General features: G+C 70.1%; 20 protein-coding genes and 1 tRNA gene. 16 read left to right on the forward strand and 5 right to left on the reverse strand.

Going from position 1 to position 19,550, the window contains the following annotated elements:
• The first annotated feature begins 38 nt into the window (after positions 1–38).
• The 12 genes from B7K23_RS01720 to B7K23_RS01775 all read left to right on the forward strand — a co-directional run bounded on the left by B7K23_RS01720 (position 39) and on the right by B7K23_RS01775 (position 12,752).
• Positions 39–1,220, forward strand: a complete 1,182-nt coding sequence (locus B7K23_RS01720; RefSeq protein ID WP_159451265.1) for an acyl-CoA dehydrogenase family protein — start codon at positions 39–41, stop codon at positions 1,218–1,220.
• Between the two features lie 24 nt (positions 1,221–1,244).
• Entirely contained in the window at positions 1,245–1,724 is a 480-nt protein-coding gene (locus tag B7K23_RS01725) for a flavin reductase family protein (protein WP_159451266.1), read from the forward strand.
• Between the two features lie 4 nt (positions 1,725–1,728).
• On the forward strand, positions 1,729–2,949 hold the full coding sequence (locus B7K23_RS01730) for an MFS transporter (protein WP_084124572.1): 1,221 nt from the start codon (positions 1,729–1,731) through the stop codon (positions 2,947–2,949).
• A complete protein-coding gene (locus B7K23_RS01735) occupies positions 2,946–3,623 on the forward strand; it encodes a DUF1028 domain-containing protein (protein ID WP_084126063.1) in 678 nt (225 codons plus the stop codon). Before B7K23_RS01730 ends, B7K23_RS01735 begins: the two co-directional genes overlap by 4 nt.
• Positions 3,616–5,217, forward strand: coding sequence for a thiamine pyrophosphate-binding protein (locus tag B7K23_RS01740; protein ID WP_159451267.1), 1,602 nt, complete (start codon positions 3,616–3,618; stop codon positions 5,215–5,217). The genes B7K23_RS01735 and B7K23_RS01740 overlap by 8 nt, the downstream gene beginning before the upstream one ends.
• Before the next feature lie 111 nt (positions 5,218–5,328).
• On the forward strand, positions 5,329–6,417 hold the full coding sequence (locus tag B7K23_RS01745) for a PotD/PotF family extracellular solute-binding protein (protein WP_159451268.1): 1,089 nt from the start codon (positions 5,329–5,331) through the stop codon (positions 6,415–6,417).
• Between the two features lie 10 nt (positions 6,418–6,427).
• Positions 6,428–7,285: an ABC transporter permease gene (locus tag B7K23_RS01750; RefSeq protein WP_159451269.1), complete on the forward strand. Its 858-nt coding sequence runs from the start codon at positions 6,428–6,430 to the stop codon at positions 7,283–7,285.
• The gene (locus tag B7K23_RS01755; protein WP_084124580.1) at positions 7,282–8,088 is read left to right on the forward strand and encodes an ABC transporter permease; all 807 of its coding nucleotides are present in this window, start codon (positions 7,282–7,284) and stop codon (positions 8,086–8,088) included. Before B7K23_RS01750 ends, B7K23_RS01755 begins: the two co-directional genes overlap by 4 nt.
• 5 nt (positions 8,089–8,093) lie before the next feature.
• Positions 8,094–9,197 carry an ABC transporter ATP-binding protein gene (locus B7K23_RS01760; protein WP_084124582.1) on the forward strand — a complete coding sequence of 368 codons (1,104 nt, stop codon included), beginning with the start codon at positions 8,094–8,096 and terminating at the stop codon, positions 9,195–9,197.
• Entirely contained in the window at positions 9,194–10,324 is a 1,131-nt protein-coding gene (locus B7K23_RS01765; RefSeq protein WP_159451270.1) for a M20/M25/M40 family metallo-hydrolase, read from the forward strand. The genes B7K23_RS01760 and B7K23_RS01765 overlap by 4 nt, the downstream gene beginning before the upstream one ends.
• Positions 10,321–11,268: a zinc-binding dehydrogenase gene (locus tag B7K23_RS01770; protein ID WP_084124586.1), complete on the forward strand. Its 948-nt coding sequence runs from the start codon at positions 10,321–10,323 to the stop codon at positions 11,266–11,268. Before B7K23_RS01765 ends, B7K23_RS01770 begins: the two co-directional genes overlap by 4 nt.
• On the forward strand, positions 11,268–12,752 hold the full coding sequence (locus B7K23_RS01775) for an aldehyde dehydrogenase family protein (RefSeq protein WP_084124588.1): 1,485 nt from the start codon (positions 11,268–11,270) through the stop codon (positions 12,750–12,752). Before B7K23_RS01770 ends, B7K23_RS01775 begins: the two co-directional genes overlap by 1 nt.
• 152 nt (positions 12,753–12,904) lie before the next feature.
• Here the strand turns inward: B7K23_RS01775 and rplA are convergent, their stop codons facing one another.
• The 5 genes from rplA to B7K23_RS01800 all read right to left on the reverse strand — a co-directional run bounded on the left by rplA (position 12,905) and on the right by B7K23_RS01800 (position 15,377).
• Positions 12,905–13,603: a 50S ribosomal protein L1 gene (rplA, locus tag B7K23_RS01780; RefSeq protein WP_084124590.1), complete on the reverse strand. Its 699-nt coding sequence runs from the start codon at positions 13,601–13,603 to the stop codon at positions 12,905–12,907.
• 68 nt (positions 13,604–13,671) lie between these two features.
• On the reverse strand, positions 13,672–14,103 hold the full coding sequence (rplK, locus tag B7K23_RS01785; RefSeq protein ID WP_084124592.1) for a 50S ribosomal protein L11: 432 nt from the start codon (positions 14,101–14,103) through the stop codon (positions 13,672–13,674).
• A 61-nt stretch (positions 14,104–14,164) separates the two neighbouring features.
• Positions 14,165–14,959: a transcription termination/antitermination protein NusG gene (gene nusG, locus B7K23_RS01790; RefSeq protein WP_084124594.1), complete on the reverse strand. Its 795-nt coding sequence runs from the start codon at positions 14,957–14,959 to the stop codon at positions 14,165–14,167.
• Between the two features lie 26 nt (positions 14,960–14,985).
• Positions 14,986–15,243, reverse strand: coding sequence for a preprotein translocase subunit SecE (secE, locus tag B7K23_RS01795; RefSeq protein WP_084124595.1), 258 nt, complete (start codon positions 15,241–15,243; stop codon positions 14,986–14,988).
• Between the two features lie 61 nt (positions 15,244–15,304).
• Positions 15,305–15,377, reverse strand: a tRNA-Trp gene (locus B7K23_RS01800).
• Positions 15,378–15,546: 169 nt separating this feature from the next.
• On the opposite strand from B7K23_RS01800, the gene B7K23_RS01805 reads away from it, so the two are divergent.
• The 4 genes from B7K23_RS01805 (at position 15,547) to B7K23_RS01820 (ending at position 19,548) form a co-directional block, all read left to right on the forward strand.
• Positions 15,547–16,752, forward strand: a complete 1,206-nt coding sequence (locus B7K23_RS01805) for a pyridoxal phosphate-dependent aminotransferase (protein ID WP_084124596.1) — start codon at positions 15,547–15,549, stop codon at positions 16,750–16,752.
• 156 nt (positions 16,753–16,908) lie between these two features.
• Positions 16,909–17,781: an ABC transporter ATP-binding protein gene (locus B7K23_RS01810; RefSeq protein ID WP_084124597.1), complete on the forward strand. Its 873-nt coding sequence runs from the start codon at positions 16,909–16,911 to the stop codon at positions 17,779–17,781.
• A complete protein-coding gene (locus tag B7K23_RS01815; protein ID WP_234996368.1) occupies positions 17,778–18,602 on the forward strand; it encodes an ABC transporter permease in 825 nt (274 codons plus the stop codon). Before B7K23_RS01810 ends, B7K23_RS01815 begins: the two co-directional genes overlap by 4 nt.
• A 415-nt stretch (positions 18,603–19,017) precedes the next feature.
• The gene (locus B7K23_RS01820; RefSeq protein WP_084124598.1) at positions 19,018–19,548 is read left to right on the forward strand and encodes a hypothetical protein; all 531 of its coding nucleotides are present in this window, start codon (positions 19,018–19,020) and stop codon (positions 19,546–19,548) included.
• Positions 19,549–19,550 lie beyond the last annotated feature (2 nt).

Below are 19,550 nucleotides of genomic sequence, written 5' to 3' on the forward strand. Positions count from 1 at the left end.
GCAGTTGTTCTATGTGCAATTCTTTGGAGGCCTGCCCCATGCGTACCGAGTCCGAGCTCCTCGAGCTGATCGATGGCTTCAAGGAGCCGTTCACCGCGGTGGCGGCGAAGCACGACCGCGACGAGACCTTCCCGGTCGAGCCGTTCGCGCTCCTTCGCGAGAACGGGCTGCTCGCGCTCACCGCCTCCCCCGAGGCTGGCGGCGAGGGTCTGTGGCAGGGACAGCGGTTCCTCACCTACTACCGCCTCCTCGCGCGCCTCGCGTCGTTCGACGCGAACGTCTCTCAGCTCCTCCAGGTGCACTCGCACGCGCTCGGCATCCTCTCCGCGGCGGCCACCGAGGAGCAGCACGCGAAGTACGTGCAGCCGATCATCGACGGCGGCCAGGTGCTCGCGTCGGTCGGCAGCGAGTCGGCGCCCAAGAAGAACAACGACGGCCTCTACACCCAGGAGCTCCAGCCCCAGGAGGACGGCAGCTGGGTCCTCACGTGCGAGAAGCACTTCGCGTCCGTCGCCGCTGGCGCCGACCACCTCGTCATCTGGCTCGCGGTGCCCGGGGATGCCCCCTATGAGCAGCGCACCGTCGCGGTCCTGGTCCCCGCGGACGCCCCCGAGGTCGAGCTGATCGACGAGTGGGACGTCATGGGCATGCGCGCCACCGTGTCGTGGGGCGTCAAGGTCAAGGATCTCCGCCTCCCCGCCGACGCCGTCTTCGGCGAGCCGGGCGCATGGGTCAACACCGACAAGCGCACCTTCTCCCTCGGCTTCGCGTCGAACCACCTGGGCGAGGCCGAGGGCATCCTCGAGTTCGTCGTCGACTGGCTGAAGGACCGCCCGCACCTGCAGGGCTCGGACCTCATGATGTTCCGGATCGGCGACCTCGCCTCGAAGATCGCGATGGTGAGGGCCGGCGTCGAGGACGCCGCCCGCACGTGGGACGCCGGCGAGGACTTCGACCTCGCCGAGTACAAGGGCCTCCAGGCGCTGCACATGGCGAAGAAGGTCGTGCTCGAGATCTCCCAGGACGCGTTCGACATCTGCGGCGCGCGGGCCATCTTCCGCAACCTGCCGCTCGAGCAGGCCTACCGCGACGCGCGCACGTTCACCCTTCACACGCGCGACGAGCACCTCACCGCCTCCGTCGGGCGCGGCCTCGTGCTCGGCAACTTCTCAGGCAAGGGCTACATCGACGGAGCCACGATCCCTCGCGTGGGGAAGTGATCGCCCATGGGGAGCGTCGCCACGATGACCGAGCTGCACACCCCTGACGCGACGCGGATGCGCCGCACCCTCGGCCGCTTCGCGACCGGCGTCACGATCGTCTCCGATCGCGACCTCACTGGACGGCTGTCCGCGATGACGGTGAACTCGTTCACGTCGCTCTCGCTCGACCCGGCGCTGATCCTCGTGTGCGTGCGCAACGGCGCGGCCATGGCGGCGGGCCTCACGGAGCCCGGCCACCCCTTCGGGGTGAGCGTGCTCGCTGCGCACCAGGGCGAGCTCGCAGCGGCGATGGCGCGACGCGACCGCGACGCCTCGCGCGCCCAGGGCTTCGTGGACATGGGCGCCGCGCCGGTCGTCGAGGGAGCGGTCGCGCAGATCGTCGCCCGCGTCGAGGCGGTGCACCCGGGAGGCGACCACGTGATCGTGGTCGGCAAGGTCGAGGCGCTGCGCGCCGTCGACGGCCCTCCCCTGCTCTTCCTCGACGGCGCGCTCGCCTCCTAGCCACGTGGACGATGCCAGGCGCCGAGCGGCCTCCCTGCTCGGCGCGACAGTCGTGGCCCGGATCCCGATCACGGTGTTCTCCGTGCTCTTCGTGACCCAGGCGGAGCTCCAGTACGGCCGCATCGCGATCGGCGGCACCGCGACCCTGCTCTACGCCGCGGGCGCGACCGTCAACGGCGTGGCCTCCGGGTGGCTGCTGCAGCGCCTCGGAGACCGGGTCGTGGCGACCTGCTCGAGCGCCGCGGTGATCACGGTGCTGCTCGTGAGCGCGCTGCCGGGCGAGCGCTCCCCCGCGCACTTCGTCGCCCTCGCAGGGCTGATCGGGCTGTGCTACCCGCCGCTGCACATCAGCTCGCGCGCGCGGTACCCGCGCCTCGTGCGCGACCCGTTCCTGCTCAAGGTCTACTCGTGGGACGTGAGCCTGATCCAGCTGTCGTGGCTCGTCGCACCCGTGCTGGTCGTGCTGCTCGCGGGCTCCGTGGGCATCACCGCGGTGTACCTCACCCTCGCGGCCCAGACCGCGGTCGGGGCCGCGTGGTACCTGCTGACGCTCGCGCGGCTGCCCGCCCGTGACCCCGTGCCGCAGCCCCTTGTCGCGACGGCGCGCGGACGAGGCCTGCTGAGGTCACCGGACCTCCACGTGTACCTGATCTCCGCAGCCGCCATGATGCTCGTGTCGGGGATGGTGATGCCGGTGATCGTGGAGATGTCGGGCTCGAGCATGCAGGAGTCGGGCGCGATCCTCGTGTGGTCCGCGGGCTCGGCCGTGGGGTCGCTGCTCGTCAACCGCGGCGCCGTGCGCCGACGCCGCCTCGTCGCGGGCGTCGCGGTGGCGATCGTCGCGGGCGGGCTCGTCGCTGCCGCGCCGTCGCTCATGGGGCTCGTGCCCGCGCTGCTGCTGCTCGGCTTCGCGACCTCGCCCGTGACCGGCGCGATGTTCTACTTCGTCTCCCTCCGCTACGAGCACCGCTCGCAGGCCTACGTGTTCGGGATGATCACGAGCGCCCAGCTCGTCGCCCAGGGAGTCGGCTCGTCTCTCAGCGGCCGCCTGCTCGATCGCGGCGCGGACGTGTGGGTGACGGTGATCGTGCTCGGCTCCCTCGGGGTGCTGCTCGCTCTCCTCGCGCTCAACATCCGGGGCACCTTCGGACCCCGCCGAACCTCGCAGGTGGCGCCGCTCGCCAACGCACCCTGCGCCTCCGTAGTGAAGGATGCCTCCGTATGACCTTCAGCATCGCAGCGATCGACCGGACGACCGGGATGATCGGCGCCGCCACGACCACGAGCGACCTCGCCATCGGCGCACGGGTGCCATGGGTCGCGACGCGCGTCGGCGCGGTGCTGACCCAGCACACGACCGACCCGCGGCTCGGGCCGCGGGGACTCGATCTCCTCGCCTCTGGCTGCACCCCCGACCAGGCGGTGAGTGCGCTCGTCGCGAGCGCGGTCGAGCCGCATGCGCGGCAGCTCGCGGTCGTCGATGCCGCGGGCCGCGCCTCGGTGTGGGACGGGGACTACGTGGACCAGGCGCGCGCCTTCGCTCGCGCGGGAGACGGATACGCGGTCGTCGGCAACGTCCTCGCATCGCCCGAGGTCGGCGCCGCGATCGAGCGCGCCTTCCTCGCTTGCGCCGGCGACGATCTCGCGGACCGCCTGCTCGCCGCGCTCGTCGCAGGCGCGTCGGCGGGCGGAGAGGGAGTGCCGCTCGTCTCGGCCGCGCTCAAGGTGCATCGCGACCTGCCGACGCCCTACGAGGACCTGCGGGTCGACGCCTCGTCCGATCCGCTCACCGACCTGATCGCCCTGCACCGCAGGTTCGCGCCGCGGCGCGACGAGTACGTGGCGCGCGCCGTCGACCCGGATGTCAGCTACGCCTTCGAGGAGGAGACCCATGACTGAGACCCCGACCCCCACCGCCCCTGCGACAGTCGGCGTGCGCGTCGTCGAGCTGCTCGAGCGGCTCGGCGTCGACACCGTGTTCGGGATCCCCGGCTCGCACAACCTGTCGCTCTTCGACGGCCTCGCGCGCTCGTCCGTCCGGCTCGTGAGCCCGCGCCACGAGCAGGGAGCGGGCTTCGCGGCCGACGGCTACGCGCGCGCCACCGGTCGGCCCGGGGTGCTCATCACGACCACCGGTCCGGGGATCCTCAACGCGGCCACCGCGCTCGCCACGGCCTACGCGGACTCGATCCCCGTGCTCGCGATCTCGACCGGCGCACGCATCGCCGACGAAGGCCGCGAGCTCGGCTGGCTGCACGAGACCAAGGCGCAGCACGCGAGCATCGACGGCCTCGTCACGAGCGTGCGCTGCCGCAGCGAACAGCAGGTGTACGCGGCGATCGTCGAGACCTTCGCGCGCTGGCAGGTCGAGCGGACTCGTCCGGTCAACATCGAGGTGCCCCTCGACCTGCTCGCGGAGACGGCCGCGTCGCCGCTGCCGGAGATCCCCTCGCTGAGCGCTCCCGCGCCCTCGGCGCGCGCGATCGCCGCCGCGGCGCAGGCCGTGGCCCGCGCACGACGCCCGATCCTCGTGGCCGGGGGCGGCGCGCTCGGCGCGCGCGACGAGCTTGAGGCCCTCGCCTCCCTGGTGGGGGCGCCGCTCGTGACCACGCGGGCGGGGGCGGGCCTGAGGTACGCGGGGCCCGACGGGGCCGACCCCACGACCGTGCTGCCCTATGCGCCCGAGGTGCTCGCCGAGCACGACCTCATGATCGTCATCGGCTCGGAGCTCTCCCGCCGGGACGTGCCCGAGCCCTTCCGCGCGGGCCTTCCTCCCGTGGTGCGGGTCGACATCGAACCCGCAAGGCTCACGGCGTCGCGCGCGGGCGACGTGCTGATCGTCGCGGACGCCGCGGAGGGCGTCGCCGCGCTCGTCGCGGCCCTCGAGGGCGAGAGCCTGTCCGCGCGGGACAGGGCCGCCGAGGAGCGCCGCCTGGCCGAGGCTGTGCACGCGTCGTATCCGGGCCCGCTGCGAGGCCTGCACGAGGCGCTCGAGCGCGCGCTCGGTGCCGACGCGATCATCACCGGCGACAGCTCGCAGGTGTCGTACCTCGGCACGGGGGTCCACTACGGCTTCTCCCAGCCGCGCTCGTTCCTGTACCCGGACGGCTTCGCGCCGCTCGGCTTCGGCCTGCCGGCGGCGATCGGCGCGAGCCTCGGCGGCACCGGCAGGCGGGTGACGGCGCTCGTCGGCGACGGCGCGTTCCTCTTCTCTGTCCAGGAGCTGAGCACCGCGGTCGCCGAGCGCGCCGAGGTGCTCGTGCTGGTCGTCGAGAACGACGGCTACAAGGAGATCGAGGAGGAGATGGAGGCCGCCGGCGTCTCCCCCGTCGGCGTGCGCTTCGACTATCCGGACCCGGTCGCGGTCGCCGCGGCGTTCGGAGCGACCTCCGCGCGCGCCTCGTCGCTCGACGAGCTGGAATCACTTATTCGACGAATGTCTGGGACGATGGGACCCGTGGTGATCGCGATCCGCGAGGACTCGCTGGGGTAGGAGATTTCAGGCGCGTAACGTGTCTGTAAATTGCGCCGTCTATTGTCGGTGACGCATCAAGTGTTGTTCTATTCTCATCGACACATGCTACCTATCCCGGAAGGCAGTCCCATGAACAACCTCAACCGCCGAGGCTTCCTGACCCTTGCGGGAGGCGGCGCCGCCGCTCTCGCCCTGGCCGCCTGCTCGTCGGACAGCAAGTCGTCCAGCGCGAGCTCGAGCGCGAGCAGCTCCGCGCAGGCGGACGTCACGCTCGAGATGCTCAACTACGCGGGATGGATGGGCGCGGACGTCGTCGCCAACTACACGGCCGAGAACCCCCACGTCACCCTCAACCAGTCGGACCTGCCCTCGGGCGGCTCCGGCGGCCTGATCACCCTCCTGCGCCAGAACTCCTCGGCCTACGACTTCGGTCTCATCGGCTGCCTCACCGCCGGCACGCTCGAGGCGGCCGAGGTGCTGTCCGAGTTCAACGAGTCGGACGTGCCGAACATCAGCCTGATCGACGAGAAGTACCGCCAGGCGTACCCCTGGGGCCTGCCGCTCGAGAACGGCAAGGTCGGCATGATCTACCGCTCCGACGTCGTCGACGCCCCCACCTCGTGGGCCGCCCTGTTCGACGCGCTGCCCGACCTGTCCGGCCGCGTGGCGTTCCCCGACTACGACATCGACGTGTTCTCCATGGCGCTGCTCGCGATGGGCGAGGACATCAACACCACCGACGTCTCCAAGATCGAGGAGGCCGCGAAGCTGATCAAGGCCAACAAGCAGTACCTCAAGGCCTTCCTCAGCTCGGACCGCATCGCGGCCCTGAGCGACGGTTCCGTGGACATCGCGATCGGCTACGACTACGAGACCGCCGGCGTCCTCGGCGTCGACAAGACGATCGGCTGGGGCGCCCCGACCGACGGCATGCCCGCCTACCTCGACGGCTGGACCATCTTCGCCGACTCGCAGAACAAGACCGCCGTGCTGGACTTCATGAACTACCAGATGGAGCCGGAGAACTACGCGGACTTCATCAACAACACCGGTGCCGCATACCTGTCGAGCCAGGTCGACGACCTGATCAGCGACGACATCAAGGGCAACGAGGCGCTCGCGTACAACGAGGACAACAAGGTGTACTACGAGCTCTACACGAACGGGGAGATCAATGCGAAGCGCTCCGAGCTCTGGGAAGAGATCAAGGCTGCGTAGTCTCGCATTCGTGAAGGGCTCCACCCTGGCCCTCGTGCCCTCGTGGCTCGTGGTCCTCGTCCTGTTCCTCGTCCCGATCGGATTCCTGGCGCTCGCCTCGGTGGCGACGTTCAACTGGGACACGGGCGGCCTCGAATGGGGCTGGACGTTCAGCAACTACGCGGACTTCTTCTCGTCCACGACGATGAAGGCCTTCACGAACTCGATCCGGCTGTCACTGGTCGCGGCGATCTCGTGCGTGATCGTGGGCTATCCGATCGCCTACGCCATCGCACTGTCGTCCGGCCGGTGGCAGAACCTGCTGCTGCTCGCCGTGATCGTGCCGTTCTGGACCGCGTTCGTCGTCCGGGTCTACGCGTGGCTCACGCTGCTCGGACCCGGTGACCTGTTCCCCACCCTGCTGGGTGCCACCGGGCTGTTCCCGGATGACCTGGACCTCAACTACACGTCGTTCGCCGTGTTCATCGGCATCGTCTACTGCTATCTGCCGCTCGCGGTGCTGCCCATCTACTCGAGCCTCGAGCAGCAGGACCGCAACCTCATCGCGGCGGCGCAGGACCTCGGCTACTCGCCCACCAAGGCGTTCTTCAAGGTGACCCTGCCGCTGTCGCTCCCGGGCGTCGGGGTCGCCCTGCTGCTGGTCGGCGTCCCGAGCCTCGGCGAGTACACGATCCCCGCGGTGCTCGGCGGCGGCAAGACGCTCATGGTCGGCAACCTCGTGACCAACACGTTCACCGTGACGGGCAACTTCGCCGCGGGCGCGACGATCGCGATGATGCTGCTCGCGGCGATCGCGATCGCGTTCATGATCCCGCGCGTGGTCGGTGCCGCGCGGCGCGCCCGCGCCGCGCAGGAGGCTGCCCAGTGATCCGCAAGCATCGGTTCGTCGCGCTGTCCGCGCTGCTCGGGTTCGCGTTCCTCTACGTCCCGCTCGCGTCGATCATCCTCAACGCGTTCAACGCGAACGAGAACCTCGTCTCCTGGGGTGGCGCGACGATGCAGTGGTTCGCCGAAGCCGTCGCGAACCAGGATTTCCGCGATGCCCTTGCGACCTCCTTCGTGATCGCGATCATCGTCGGAGCCCTGTCCGTCACGATCGCCTTCCTCGCGGCCCTCGGCCGCAGGCGGATGAGGCCCGGCGCGGTCTCCGCGGCGGACGACCTCATGGTGCTGCTGCGCATGATCCTTCCCGAGGTCGTGATCGTGATGAGCATCTTCCTCGTGTCCCGGATGGTCGACATCGATCTGGGCTACCCGCTCGTGATCGGCTCGCAGGTGGTCTACTGCTCGGCGTACGCGTTCCTCATCATCGAGGCGCGGCTGCGTCAGCTCGACCGCGTGCACGAGAACGCCGCGGCCGACCTCGGCGCCGGACCGCTGTCGGTCTTCCTCAAGGTCACCGTCCCCATGGTGGCGCCGAGCCTGCTCGTCGCCTTCCTCATGACGTTCACCTTCTCGCTCGACGACGTCGTCAGCCCGACCTTCCTGGGCGGCACCTCCGTCAGCACCCTCCCGACCATGATCATGGGCCTCGTCAGGCACGGCACGACCGCTGAGGTCAACGCGATCGCCGTGCTCGCGATGGTCATCTCGCTCGTACCCCTGTTCGCCGCGCTGTCCTTCACCGGTGTGAAGACGCTCGGCGCGGTCGGGGCGAAGAACAGGAGCTAGTCCTCGTGGCACAGAATCAGTTCGTACTGGAGTTCGCCGGCGTCAAGAAGCGCTACGCCGACGGCGCCCCGCTCACGGTCAAGGGCCTGAGCCTGCGCGTGCGCGAGGGAGAGTTCTTCTCCCTCATCGGTCCGTCCGGCTGCGGCAAGACGACCACGCTCAAGCTCGTCTCCGGCCTCGAGGAGCCGACCGACGGCGACATCCTCATCGACGGCGAGCACGTGGTCGGCACCCCGCCCCACAAGCGGCCCGTGCACACCGTCTTCCAGAACTACGCGCTGTTCCCTCACATGACCGTCAGCGAGAACATCGCGTTCGGCCTCAAGGAGAGCAGGATCGCGCGCTCGGAGATCCCGGGCCGCGTGGCCGAGGCGATCGAGCTCGTCGGTCTCGGCGGCCAGCAGGCCAAGAAGCCCGCGGAGCTCAGCGGAGGCATGCAGCAGCGCGTCGCGCTCGCACGGTCGCTCGTGCTGCGCCCGCGACTGCTGCTCCTCGACGAGCCGCTCGGCGCGCTCGACCTCAAGCTCCGCCAGCACATGCAGGTCCAGCTCAAGCACATCCAGCGCGAGACCGGCGTCGCCTTCCTCTACGTCACCCACGACCAGGAGGAGGCGTTCACGATGTCGGACCGCATCGGCTTCATGCACGCCGGCGAGCTGGCCCAGGTCGCCTCCCCGTCGGAGATGTACCGCAACCCGCGCAACTCGGTGGTCGCGGACTTCGTCGGCGCCGCGAACTCGCTGCCCGTGACGGCCGTCGACGGGACCCGGATCAGCACGGACCTGTTCGACTGCGCCGTGCCGAGCGAGCGCTTCGCCGACGGCTTCTCCGCCTCTGAGCCCGCGGTGCTCGTACTGCGCCCCGAGCACCTCTCGCTCGCGGTCGGCGCCGACAAGCCGGATGCCTCCGTCGTCCTCCGGGGACGCGTCGACGATGTGTCCTTCAAGGGCTCCCATCTCTCCGTCGCCGTGAAGGCCGGAGACGCGCTGCTCACGGCCGATGTCCACGACATCCGGCTCGGCGAGACCCTGCGGCCCGGGGTCGAGGTGTCGCTCGGGTTCGATCCGCAGGACGCATGGGTGTGCCCCTATACCGGGGTGGTCGGGTGAGCTCGACCCCGAGCATCGACCTCGAGCTCCTGCGGGCGCTCGTGGACGAGCCCGCGGGGTCGTACGACGTGGAGCACCTCGAGCGGGGCAACGCCCTGCTCGCGGCGCACATGGAGGCGCACGGCCTGCGAGTCGTCTCGTTCGCTCTCCCGGAGCGTGCGGCCGTCCTGGTCGGCGAGCGCACGCTCGGCTCGGGCGAGGGCCCCGTCATCACGCTCGTCGGGCACCTCGACACGGTGTGGCCCGCGGGCAGCGTCGACCGCTGGCGCATGGACGTCGACGCGGACGCGGATCGGATCTCGGGCCCCGCTGTCGGGGACATGAAGGCCGCGCTGCTCATGGCCGTCGAGGCGATCGCGCGCGCAGCCTCCGCCACGGCCGGCGACGGCACCCTTCGCCTCGTGGTGATCCCCGATGAGGAGGTCGGCAGCGTCGACTCCCGCCCGCTCCTGGAACAGCTCGCGGACACGACCGACCTGTGTCTCGGCCTCGAGGCGGGCAAGGCCGACGGCGCCGTGGTCGCCTCGCGCGGGGCCGTGGGAGCTATGCGCGTCGAGTCGCGAGGCAACGCGGTCCACGTCACCGAGCCCGGCGGGATCAACGCGGTCGACCCCCTGGTCGACCTTCTCTCCGACGTCACCGCCCTGTCCTCGCCGGACGTCCAGGTCTCGGTGTGCCACGTCCGCGGGGGCGACTCGCGCCAGGTGAGCGCGCCGACGGCGATGTTCGAGGTCGACCTGCGCGCCGACGAGGCGCGGCACCTGGACGATGCGGTGGCCGCGATCAGGCGCACGGTCGCCCGGGCGGACGCGTCCTTCGCGGGCACGGTGATCTCGCGCGGGGGCGCGACTCGCCCCGCCTTCCCCTCGTCGGCCTCGGCGCCCGTGCTTGAGGCGATCGGCCGCACCGGTCACGTCCTCCCCAGGACGATGCACGAGCGCGGCGGATCGGACGCGAGCTTCTTCGCCGCTCGCGGCGTCCCGACCCTCGACGGGCTGGGACCGTGGTGCGAGGGGAACTGCACGCGCGACGAGCGCATCGTCCTGTCCTCGATCGAGACGCGGATCGCTCTCATGGCCGACCTCATGCGGCTCTGGATCGACGACCGGATCGAGAGATCGGCATGAGCCGGACGATGCGCGGCGCATGGATCGACACCGCGGGCGAGGTGGTGATCCGCGACCTCGACGTGCCGACGACCGGCCCCGACCGCCTCCTGCTGCGCACCGTCGTCTCGGCGCTGTGCGGCTCCGACCTCCATCGCTTCCGCGGGGCGGACTCCTACGGCGTCGACACCGACGCCTTCGGCCACGAGAGCGTCGGCCAGGTGGTCGGGGGAGGGTCGGGTCGCCTTGCGCCCGGCACCCTGGTGCTGCACACGCCCCAGCCCCGAGACGGCAAGGTCTTCGCGGCCTACCAGTATGCGTACGTGGACTACGTGATCCCGGTGCCCGCCGGCGTCGCGGCGGAGGACGCACTGCTCGCGCAGCAGCTCGGCACGGTCCTGTACGGGCTGAGGCTGTTCTGGAAGGCGGAGGCCCCTCCCCGCACCGCCTTCGTCGCCGGCGCGGGACCGGCGGGGCTGCTCTTCGTGCTCGCGCTGCGCCGCCTGGGCTGCCATGACATCGTGGTCTCCGAGCCGGTCCCCACGCGTCTGGCGCTCGCGCGCGCACTCGGCGCGCGCGACGGCGCTGCGACCGACGTCGACCTTGCGATCGACACCACCGGGGTCCTGGACGGGCGCAGGGCGTGCCTCGACGCGCTCCGCCGAGGCGGCACGTGCGGAGTGTTCGGCCTCCCGGACGACGAGCCGGGCGACCTCGGCCTGTCGGTGCTCGAGCTCATGGGCCGCAACCTCACGGTGGTAGGCGCGCAGGGCACGCAGAGCGAGCCCGGGCTGCGGTCGTTCCACGAGGCGCTCGCGCTGATCGCCGACGGATCCTTCGACGTGGGGCCGCTGATCTCGCACCGCATCGACCTCGACCACCTTCCCGCCCTGACCCGCGCTGCCGCAGCCCCTGACGACGGCGTGGTCAAGGTGCTCGTGACCTTCGACAGTGAGGAACGCTGATGACCCTGTTCTCGACTCTCGACCCCACGGCCCCGCTCTCGCCCGACCGCGACCTGTTCATCGACGGCGCATTCGTGCCGGCCGCATCGTCCGAGACCTTCGCGACCGTCGATCCCGCGACAGGGGCAACCCTCGCGCAGGTCGCGCGCGGCGGCGAGCCCGATGTGGACCGTGCCGTCGCGGCGGCCCGGCGCGCCTTCGCGTCGGGTGCGTGGTCGCGGCGCTCCCCCGCCGCCCGCAAGGCGGTGCTGCTGAAGCTTGCCGACCTCATCGACGCCAACGTCGAGGAGCTCGCGCTGCTCGAGAGCCTCGACGGAGGCAAGCTCGCGAAGGACACGCTCCAGTGGGACATCCCGGGCACCGCCGCGATCCTGCGCTGGTACGCCGAGGCGGCCGACAAGGTCTACGGCGAGGTCGCGCCGGTGGACCCCGCGCACCTCGCGGTGGTGACCCGAGAGGCGCTCGGCGTGGTCGGCGCCGTCGTGCCGTGGAACTACCCGCTCGAGATGGCGATGTGGAAGATCGCGCCGGCGCTCGCGACGGGCAACTCGATGGTGCTCAAGCCCGCCGAGCAGACGCCGCTGTCCGCGCTCGCCTTCGCGCGGCTCACGGCAGAGGCGGGGCTGCCCGACGGCGTCTTCAACGTCGTGACCGGCTACGGCGCAGAGGCGGGCCAGGCGCTCGGGCTCCACATGGACGTCGACGCGCTGGCCTTCACCGGATCGACGCGCGTCGCGAAGCTCTTCATGTCCTACTCGGCCCAGTCCAACCTCAAGCAGGTGTGGCCCGAGTGCGGGGGCAAGAGCGCGAATCTCGTCTTCCCGGACGTCGCGGACCTCGACGCGGTCGCCGACGCCGCCGCGGCCGGCATCTTCGCATGCTCGGGACAGGTCTGCTCGGCCAACTCGCGACTCCTCGTGCATCGCGACGTCCACGACGCGCTGGTGGAGCGGATCTCCGACCGCGCCCGTGCGCTGCGCATCGGCTCGCCGCTGGACCCCGCGACCGACATGGGCCCGCTCGTGAGTGCGGAGCAGCGCGAGTCGGTCCTCGCGTTCGTGGAGCGCGGCGCCGCCCAGGCGCGGCTCGTGGTCGGCGGAAGCGTCCCGGCCGACCTGCCGACAGAGGGAGCGTACGTCGCGCCGACCATCCTCGACGGGGTCGCGACCGACTCCGAGCTCTTCCACGAGGAGGTCTTCGGCCCGGTCCTCGCGGTGACGACCTTCGACACGGAGGAGGAGGCGATCGCGCTCGCGAACTCGACGCGCTACGGCCTCGCGGCCTCGGTCTTCACCGACAGCTTCGCGCGCGCCAACCGCGTGAGCGGCGCGCTCACCGCGGGCACGGTCACGATCAACGGCGTGGACGCCCTCGACGTGAGCGTGCCGTTCGGCGGCTTCAAGCAGTCGGGCTTCGGCCGGGACCTGTCGCTGCACGCGATGGACAAGTACACGGGCCTCAAGACCCGATGGTTCTCAGGCTGACGCGGCTCGGGCTGACGCGGCTCGGGCTCACGCACCAGCGACGCTGAGCCGCGCCACACGGAGCCGCGCCGCACGGGACCGCCCCGGAGACGCAGATCGGGCCCGACCCCCGTGAGGGGATCGGGCCCGATCAATCTCGAGACTCGAGCGGCTTACGCCTCGGCCTTCGCGGAGGAGTCCACCGGGATGCCGGGGCCCTGCGTCGCGGAGATCGCGGTCTTGATGATGTAGCGGCCCTTCGACGCGGACGGCTTCACACGCATGATCTCGTCGAGAACGGCCTGGAAGTTCTCCGCGAGCTTCTGCTCACCGAAGGACGCCTTGCCCAGGATGGTGTGGAGGTTCGCGTGCTTGTCGACGCGGAACTCGATCTTTCCGCCCTTGATCTCGGTGACGGCCTTCACCACGTCCATGGTGACCGTACCGGTCTTGGGGTTCGGCATGAGGCCGCGGGGACCGAGGACCTTGCCCAGTCGACCGACCTTGCCCATGAGGTCCGGCGTCGCGACGACGACGTCGAAGTCCTGGCGGCCGTCGGCCACCTCGGCGATGAGCTCATCGCCACCGACGATGTCGGCGCCCGCCTCGCGTGCGGCATCCGCCTTCTCACCATTGGCGAAGACCAGGACCCGAGCGGTCTTGCCGGTGCCGTGAGGCAGGATGACGGTGGAACGGACCATCTGGTCGGCGTGACGCGGGTCGACGCCGAGCTTGAACACGACATCGATGGTCGAGTCGGTGTTCTTGGAGCCCGTCTTGATCGCGAGGCTGACGGCCTCGGCGGGGGTGTAGAGCTGGCTACGGTCGACGAGCTGAGCTGCGTCGCGGTAAGCCTTGGAGCGCGTGGTCATCTGCTTTTCCTTTGCAGTCGTGGTGGCGGGCCCAACGCGGCCCTCCCACTGGATGTCTGTATGCGGTCTTACTCGACCGTGATGCCCATGGAGCGGGCGGTGCCGGCGATGATCTTCGCCGCGGCGTCGATGTCGTTCGCGTTGAGGTCTGCCATCTTCATCTCAGCGATCTCGCGCACCTGAGCGTCGGTCAGCGAGCCGACCTTGTTGGTGTGCGGGACGCCCGAGCCCTTGGCGACGCCGGCAGCCTTCTTGATGAGCTGCGACGCGGGCGGGGTCTTCGTGATGAACGTGAAGGAGCGGTCCTCGTAGACCGTGATCTCCACGGGGATGATGTTGCCACGCTGCGACTCGGTGGCCGCGTTGTAGGCCTTGCAGAACTCCATGATGTTCACGCCGTGCTGGCCCAGTGCGGGGCCGACAGGCGGAGCGGGGTTCGCGGCACCGGCCTGGATCTGAAGCTTGATCAGGCCGGCAACCTTCTTCTTAGGGGCTGCCATTTTCTTTCGGGTCCTTTACTTGCTTGGATGGCGGCTGGCCGCCGCCATGTGCGTCGTTCGACTAGAGCTTCTGCACCTGGTTGAACGACAGCTCGACCGGGGTCTCCCGGCCGAAGATGGAGACGAGGACGTGGAGCTTCTGGCTCTCCACGCTGATCTCGGAGATGGTGCCGGGGAGCGTCGCGAACGGGCCGTCGATGACGGTGATCGACTCGCCGATCTCGAAGTCGACCTCGACGGTCGGCTTCGAAGGAGCGGCCGCGCCGCTCTCCTCGGCCTCGCCCGCGGTCTCGGTCTCGGGTCCGACGAGCATGCTGTACACCTCGTCGATCGTGAGCGGCACGGGCTGGTGCGCGTGGCCGACGAAGCCGGTGACGCCGGGCGTGTTGCGCACGGTGCCCCACGACTCGTCGTCGAGGTACATGCGGACCAGCACGTATCCGGGCATCCGCACGCGGGTGACCTTCTTGCGCTGGCCGTTCTTGATCTCGGAGACCTCTTCCATCGGCACCTCGACCTGGAAGATGTGATCCTCCATGTTGAGGCTCTCGCGACGGTGCTCGATCGCCTGCTTGACGCGCTTCTCGTGGCCCGAGTAGCTGTGGATGACGAACCAGTCGCCCTCCTGCATCCGGAGCGAGGCGCGGAGGTCCTCGTCGGCCGACGGCTCGGCGACCTCGGTCACGGCGGCCTCCTCGGCCGGGGCCTCGGGCTCGCTGGGCACGGTGTCGTCGTCGGCGGTCACGACGGCGTCGACAGGGGCGTCGCCGAGGTCGGCCTCGTCGACCGCGGGCTCGAAGGCCTCCTCAGCGGTCTCGGCAGCGCTCAGCGCCTCGTCGATCTTCTCGTCACTCACGGTCTCTCGACTCCTTCACTACTCGGCTAGTCGCCGAACACCCATGCCGCGCCCCACCCGAACACGAAGTCGAGCGAGAACGCGAGCGCCATCATCACCGCGACGAAGCCCAGGACCACGCCGATGAGCCGGATCCACTCCGGCACGGTCGGGGTCACGACCAGGCGAAGCTGCGAGACCACCTGGCGCACGAACAGCGCGATGCGACCGAAGATGTTGCGACCCTCGCGCGACTCGTGCCGCGGGTCCTTATCTCCAGTGTCGGTCACGACGGATTCGCTCACCGAAAAGTCCTTTGCTTGCGTGGTGTGTGGGGTGCGTCGCGGAGGACGCGTCCGCTGAACGCAGGGCAGGAGGGACTCGAACCCCCAACCGTCGGTTTTGGAGACCGATGCGCTACCAATTGCGCCACTGCCCTTCGGGGGTTGGGCCCCGAGGCACTTGACCACCGCTCCGCACCAGGGCGCGGACCATCATGGCTACTGTCAAGTGCCGAAGAGCCATAGTACGCGATCTCAGTCCGAGATGCGAACCCGCTCCCCAGGCCCCCGCATCGTCGCGGGTGCCGTTGGTGGAACAATGGTGCCATGACTGCTCCCGCCCGACGTGTCTCTGCCCGCCTCGGCGCCATCGCGCCGTCCGCCACGCTCGCCGTGGACTCCAAGGCCAAGGCCCTCAAGGCCGCCGGCCGTCCCGTCATCGGCTTCGGTGCGGGCGAGCCGGACTTCCCGACGCCCGACTACATCGTCGAGGCCGCCGTGGCCGCCGCCAAGGACCCGAAGAACCACCGCTACAGCCCCGCGGGCGGTCTGCCCGAGCTCAAGCAGGCGATCGCCGCGAAGACGCTGCGCGACTCCGGCTACGAGATCGACCCCGCGAGCGTGCTCGTCACCAACGGTGGCAAGCAGGCCGTCTTCCAGGCTTTCGCCGCGATCATCGATCCGGGTGACGAGGTCCTCCTCCCCGCCCCGTACTGGACCACGTACCCCGAGGCCATCACGCTCGCCGGCGGCGTGCCCGTCGAGGTGTTCGCGGGCGCCGAGCAGGACTACCTCGTGACCGTCGAGCAGCTCGAGGCCGCGCGCACCGAGAACACCAAGGCGCTGCTGTTCTGCTCGCCGTCGAACCCGACGGGCGCCGTCTATTCCGCGGAGCAGACGAAGGCGATCGGCGAGTGGGCGCTCGAGCACGGCATCTGGGTCCTCACGGACGAGATCTACGAGCACCTGCTGTACGAGGACGCGGTCTTCTCGCCGATCCTCAAGCTCGTGCCGGAGCTCGCCGACCAGACCATCGTCCTCAACGGCGTCGCGAAGACCTACGCCATGACCGGATGGCGCGTGGGCTGGATGGTCGGCCCGATGGACGTCATCAAGGCCGCGGGCAACTTCCAGTCGCACCTGACCTCGAACGTCGCCAACGTGTCGCAGCGCGCCGCGATCGCCGCGCTCGAGGGGGGCCTCGAGGCCGTCCACGAGATGCGCACCGCGTTCGACCGCCGTCGCCGCACGATGATGTCGATGCTGCGCGAGATCGATGGCGTCGTGTGCCCCACCCCCAAGGGCGCGTTCTACGCGTACCCGTCGGTCGAGGGCCTCATCGGCCGCACCGTCCGCGGCAAGGAGATCGCCTCGTCCGCCGACCTCGCGGGCGTGATCCTCGACGAGGTCGAGGTCGCCGTCGTGCCGGGCGAGGCCTTCGGCCCCTCGGGCTTCCTGCGCCTCAGCTACGCGCTCGGTGACGAGGACCTCGCCGAGGGTGTCGGCCGAATCCAGTCGCTGCTCGCGGAGTAGTCGCACCGCAGTAGTCACGCGTCTTCCGCAAGGGCCGCATCGTTCATGAGGACGATGCGGCCCTTGCGTCTTCCTGCGCCCCTCCGGGTCCCCGGGAGGTGAACTTCGTCCGACTGGACGATGAACGTGGCACCCGGTCTCGCTAGGCTCGCTCCCATGAGCGCGCCCGCGATCCGGATCACGGATCTGCACAAGCACTACGGCGACCTGCACGCCGTCGACGGACTGGACCTTGAGATCCCCCGCGGGGAGGTCTTCGCGCTGCTCGGCCCCAACGGCGCGGGCAAGTCCACGACGGTCGAGATCCTCGAGGGCTTCCGCAAGCGCACCTCCGGCGAGGTCGAGGTGCTCGGGGAGGACCCGCAGCGCGCGTCGAAGGAGTGGCGCCACCGCGTAGGGGTCATGCTTCAGGGGACGTCCGAGCGCGGCCTGCTCACCGCGCGCGAGTCCCTCCAGTACGCCGCGAGCCTGTACCGGGACGCCCGCGACGTGGACGAGATGCTCGCGGCCGTGGGGCTCACCGAGAAGGCCGGCGCGAAGCCTGCCACGCTCTCGGGCGGGCAGCGACGCCGGCTCGACGTGGCCCTCGCGCTCATCGGACGTCCCGAGCTGGTCTTCCTGGACGAGCCGACCACGGGCTTCGACCCCGAGGCGCGGCGTCAGTTCTGGGGACTCATCGAGTCCGTCCGCGGGGACGGCACCACGGTGGTGCTCACCACGCACTACCTCGACGAGGCCGACCACCTCGCCGACCGCATCGGCATCATCGCCTCCGGAAGCCTGGTCGCGCTCGACACCCCCGAGGGCCTTCGCTCGCGCGCGAGCGACGCCCGCGTGAGCTGGGTCGAGGACGGCGTGCACCGTGTCGAGCAGACGCCGTCGGCGTCGGCGTTCCTGCGCGACCTGCTCGCGCGCACGCCCGGGGAGATCGAGGCGCTCGAGGTGCGCCATCCCTCGCTCGAGGACGTCTACCTGCAGATGATCGGCGACACCGAGGGTGACGCCGCGACCGAGGAGGTCGCCTCGTGACCACTGCCACCACCGCATCGTCCGCACCCACGTGGATGTCGATGACGCGCGCCCGCCTGGGAGTCGAGCTCAAGGAGTTCTTCCGCAGCCGCGAGCAGATGGTGTTCATCTTCTTCTTCCCGATGATGCTGCTGCTCCTGTTCGGGTCCGTGTTCGGCGGCGAGGAGATCGCGCCGGGCGTGACGTTCGCGCAGTACTTCCTCGCGGGCATGGTCGCGTCAGGCATCCTCAACACCGGGTTCCAGTCGCTCGCGATGACCATCTCGATCGACCGCGACGAGGACGTCCTCAAGCGCATCTACGGCACCCCGCTTCCGGCAACCTCCTACTTCGCGGCGAAGGTCGCGCAGGTGCTGATCGTGTCTGCGGTGCAGGTGGCGCTGCTGATCGCGATGGGCGTGTTCCTCTACGACGTGACGCTGCCGTCGGACGCGGGCCACTGGGGCACCTTCGCGTGGGTGTTCCTGCTCGGCACCGCCGCGGCGACGACGCTCGGCATCGCGATGTCGACGCTGCTGCGCAACGCGAAGTCGGGCTCGGCCGTGATCACGCCGATCGTGCTGTTCCTGCAGTTCACGTCGGGCGTCTTCCTCGTCTACACGCAGATCCCGACCTTCCTTCAGCACGTCGCTGAGATCTTCCCCCTCAAGTGGCTCGCCCAGGGGATGCGGTCGGTCTTCCTTCCGGAGAGCTTCGCTGCCGCCGAGGCGCGCGGCAGCTGGGAGCTCACGACCGGCGCGATCGTGCTGGCGGCGTGGGTCGTCATCGGCCTCGTGCTCGCGGTCAGGACGTTCCGCTGGACCCGGCACGACGACAACTGAGCCGCCCCTGAGGCCAGGCCACGCGGCCGCTGCGGGGCCGGATCGTTCCGTGATGTGCGGTGTGTCACCAATCTGAGAATCGTCTCAGAGACCGCTTGCGAGCCTTGTCAGGCGGGGTGACCACGGACGGTCGAAGCCCCGCACCCGTGACTCCTCCGTGTCACGGCACGTCGTGGGTCCGGAACCCCTCAGCTCGGGCCCACGGCAGCAGAACGGGGGCGGCCCAGCCATCGCGCCGCCCCCGTTCTGCACCCTCTCGCGACGAGCGGCGCACCTCCCCCCCTGGTGCCTGTCCGCCGTCGCGCCTGCGTCGCGGGAAGCACCGGTTCGCGGCCCGCGACGCAGACCCCGGTCTCCGCGCCTCGATCGCGCGGACCTGAGATCACTCTCAGACTCGCAAAGGAAGACTGGCACCATGCAGACAACCACCTCACGCTTCCTCGTGACCCTGCTCGCCACCGCCGGGCTCCTCGTCGCCCTGGGCCTGACCGCCGCCGCGGTCGGGGGCACCCAGACCTCCGAGACGGAGGCGATCAAGGACACCGTCGTCGTGCCCGACAGCTCCGTGAGCCCGTCGCCGAGCGCGACCGCGACCGCGACCGAGGACGAGGCCGACGACACGAAGGCGGACAAGGCCGACGCCGTCGAGGTAGTCGAGGACGAGGTCGTCGACCTCGCGGATGTGGCAGAGGACGCCGATGAGGACACGACCAAGGACTCCGGCGCGCAGGCGACCGGCAACGAGACCGCCGCAGCAGCCGACGAGGCCTCGGACGACGCGACCACGGACGCGTCCAAGGAGGACTGCGACGAGGACAAGGACCGCGACCAGGACCGGGACCGCGACAGCTGGAACAACGACCGTGACGGCGACTCGCGCTTCGACGGTCGCGACTCGCGTCGCAGCAGCGACCGCGACGGAGGTCGCCGCGGCTCGCACCGCTGACC

This window comes from Demequina sp. NBRC 110054, assembly GCF_002090115.1.
GTDB lineage: Bacteria > Actinomycetota > Actinomycetes > Actinomycetales > Demequinaceae > Demequina.

Excerpts from the sequence above, each read along its gene's own strand:
- B7K23_RS01720 (WP_159451265.1), top strand. The coding sequence starts at position 39 with ATGCGTACCGAGTCCGAGCTCCTCGAGCTGATCGATGGCTTCAAGGAG.
- B7K23_RS01725 (WP_159451266.1), top strand. The coding sequence starts at position 1,245 with ATGACCGAGCTGCACACCCCTGACGCGACGCGGATGCGCCGCACCCTC.
- B7K23_RS01735 (WP_084126063.1), top strand. The coding sequence starts at position 2,946 with ATGACCTTCAGCATCGCAGCGATCGACCGGACGACCGGGATGATCGGC.
- B7K23_RS01740 (WP_159451267.1), top strand. The coding sequence starts at position 3,616 with ATGACTGAGACCCCGACCCCCACCGCCCCTGCGACAGTCGGCGTGCGC.
- B7K23_RS01745 (WP_159451268.1), top strand. The coding sequence starts at position 5,329 with ATGAACAACCTCAACCGCCGAGGCTTCCTGACCCTTGCGGGAGGCGGC.
- B7K23_RS01770 (WP_084124586.1), top strand. The coding sequence starts at position 10,321 with ATGAGCCGGACGATGCGCGGCGCATGGATCGACACCGCGGGCGAGGTG.
- B7K23_RS01775 (WP_084124588.1), top strand. The coding sequence starts at position 11,268 with ATGACCCTGTTCTCGACTCTCGACCCCACGGCCCCGCTCTCGCCCGAC.
- rplA (WP_084124590.1), bottom strand. The coding sequence starts at position 13,603 with ATGACCACGCGCTCCAAGGCTTACCGCGACGCAGCTCAGCTCGTCGAC.
- rplK (WP_084124592.1), bottom strand. The coding sequence starts at position 14,103 with ATGGCAGCCCCTAAGAAGAAGGTTGCCGGCCTGATCAAGCTTCAGATC.
- B7K23_RS01805 (WP_084124596.1), top strand. The coding sequence starts at position 15,547 with ATGACTGCTCCCGCCCGACGTGTCTCTGCCCGCCTCGGCGCCATCGCG.
- B7K23_RS01810 (WP_084124597.1), top strand. The coding sequence starts at position 16,909 with ATGAGCGCGCCCGCGATCCGGATCACGGATCTGCACAAGCACTACGGC.
- B7K23_RS01820 (WP_084124598.1), top strand. The coding sequence starts at position 19,018 with ATGCAGACAACCACCTCACGCTTCCTCGTGACCCTGCTCGCCACCGCC.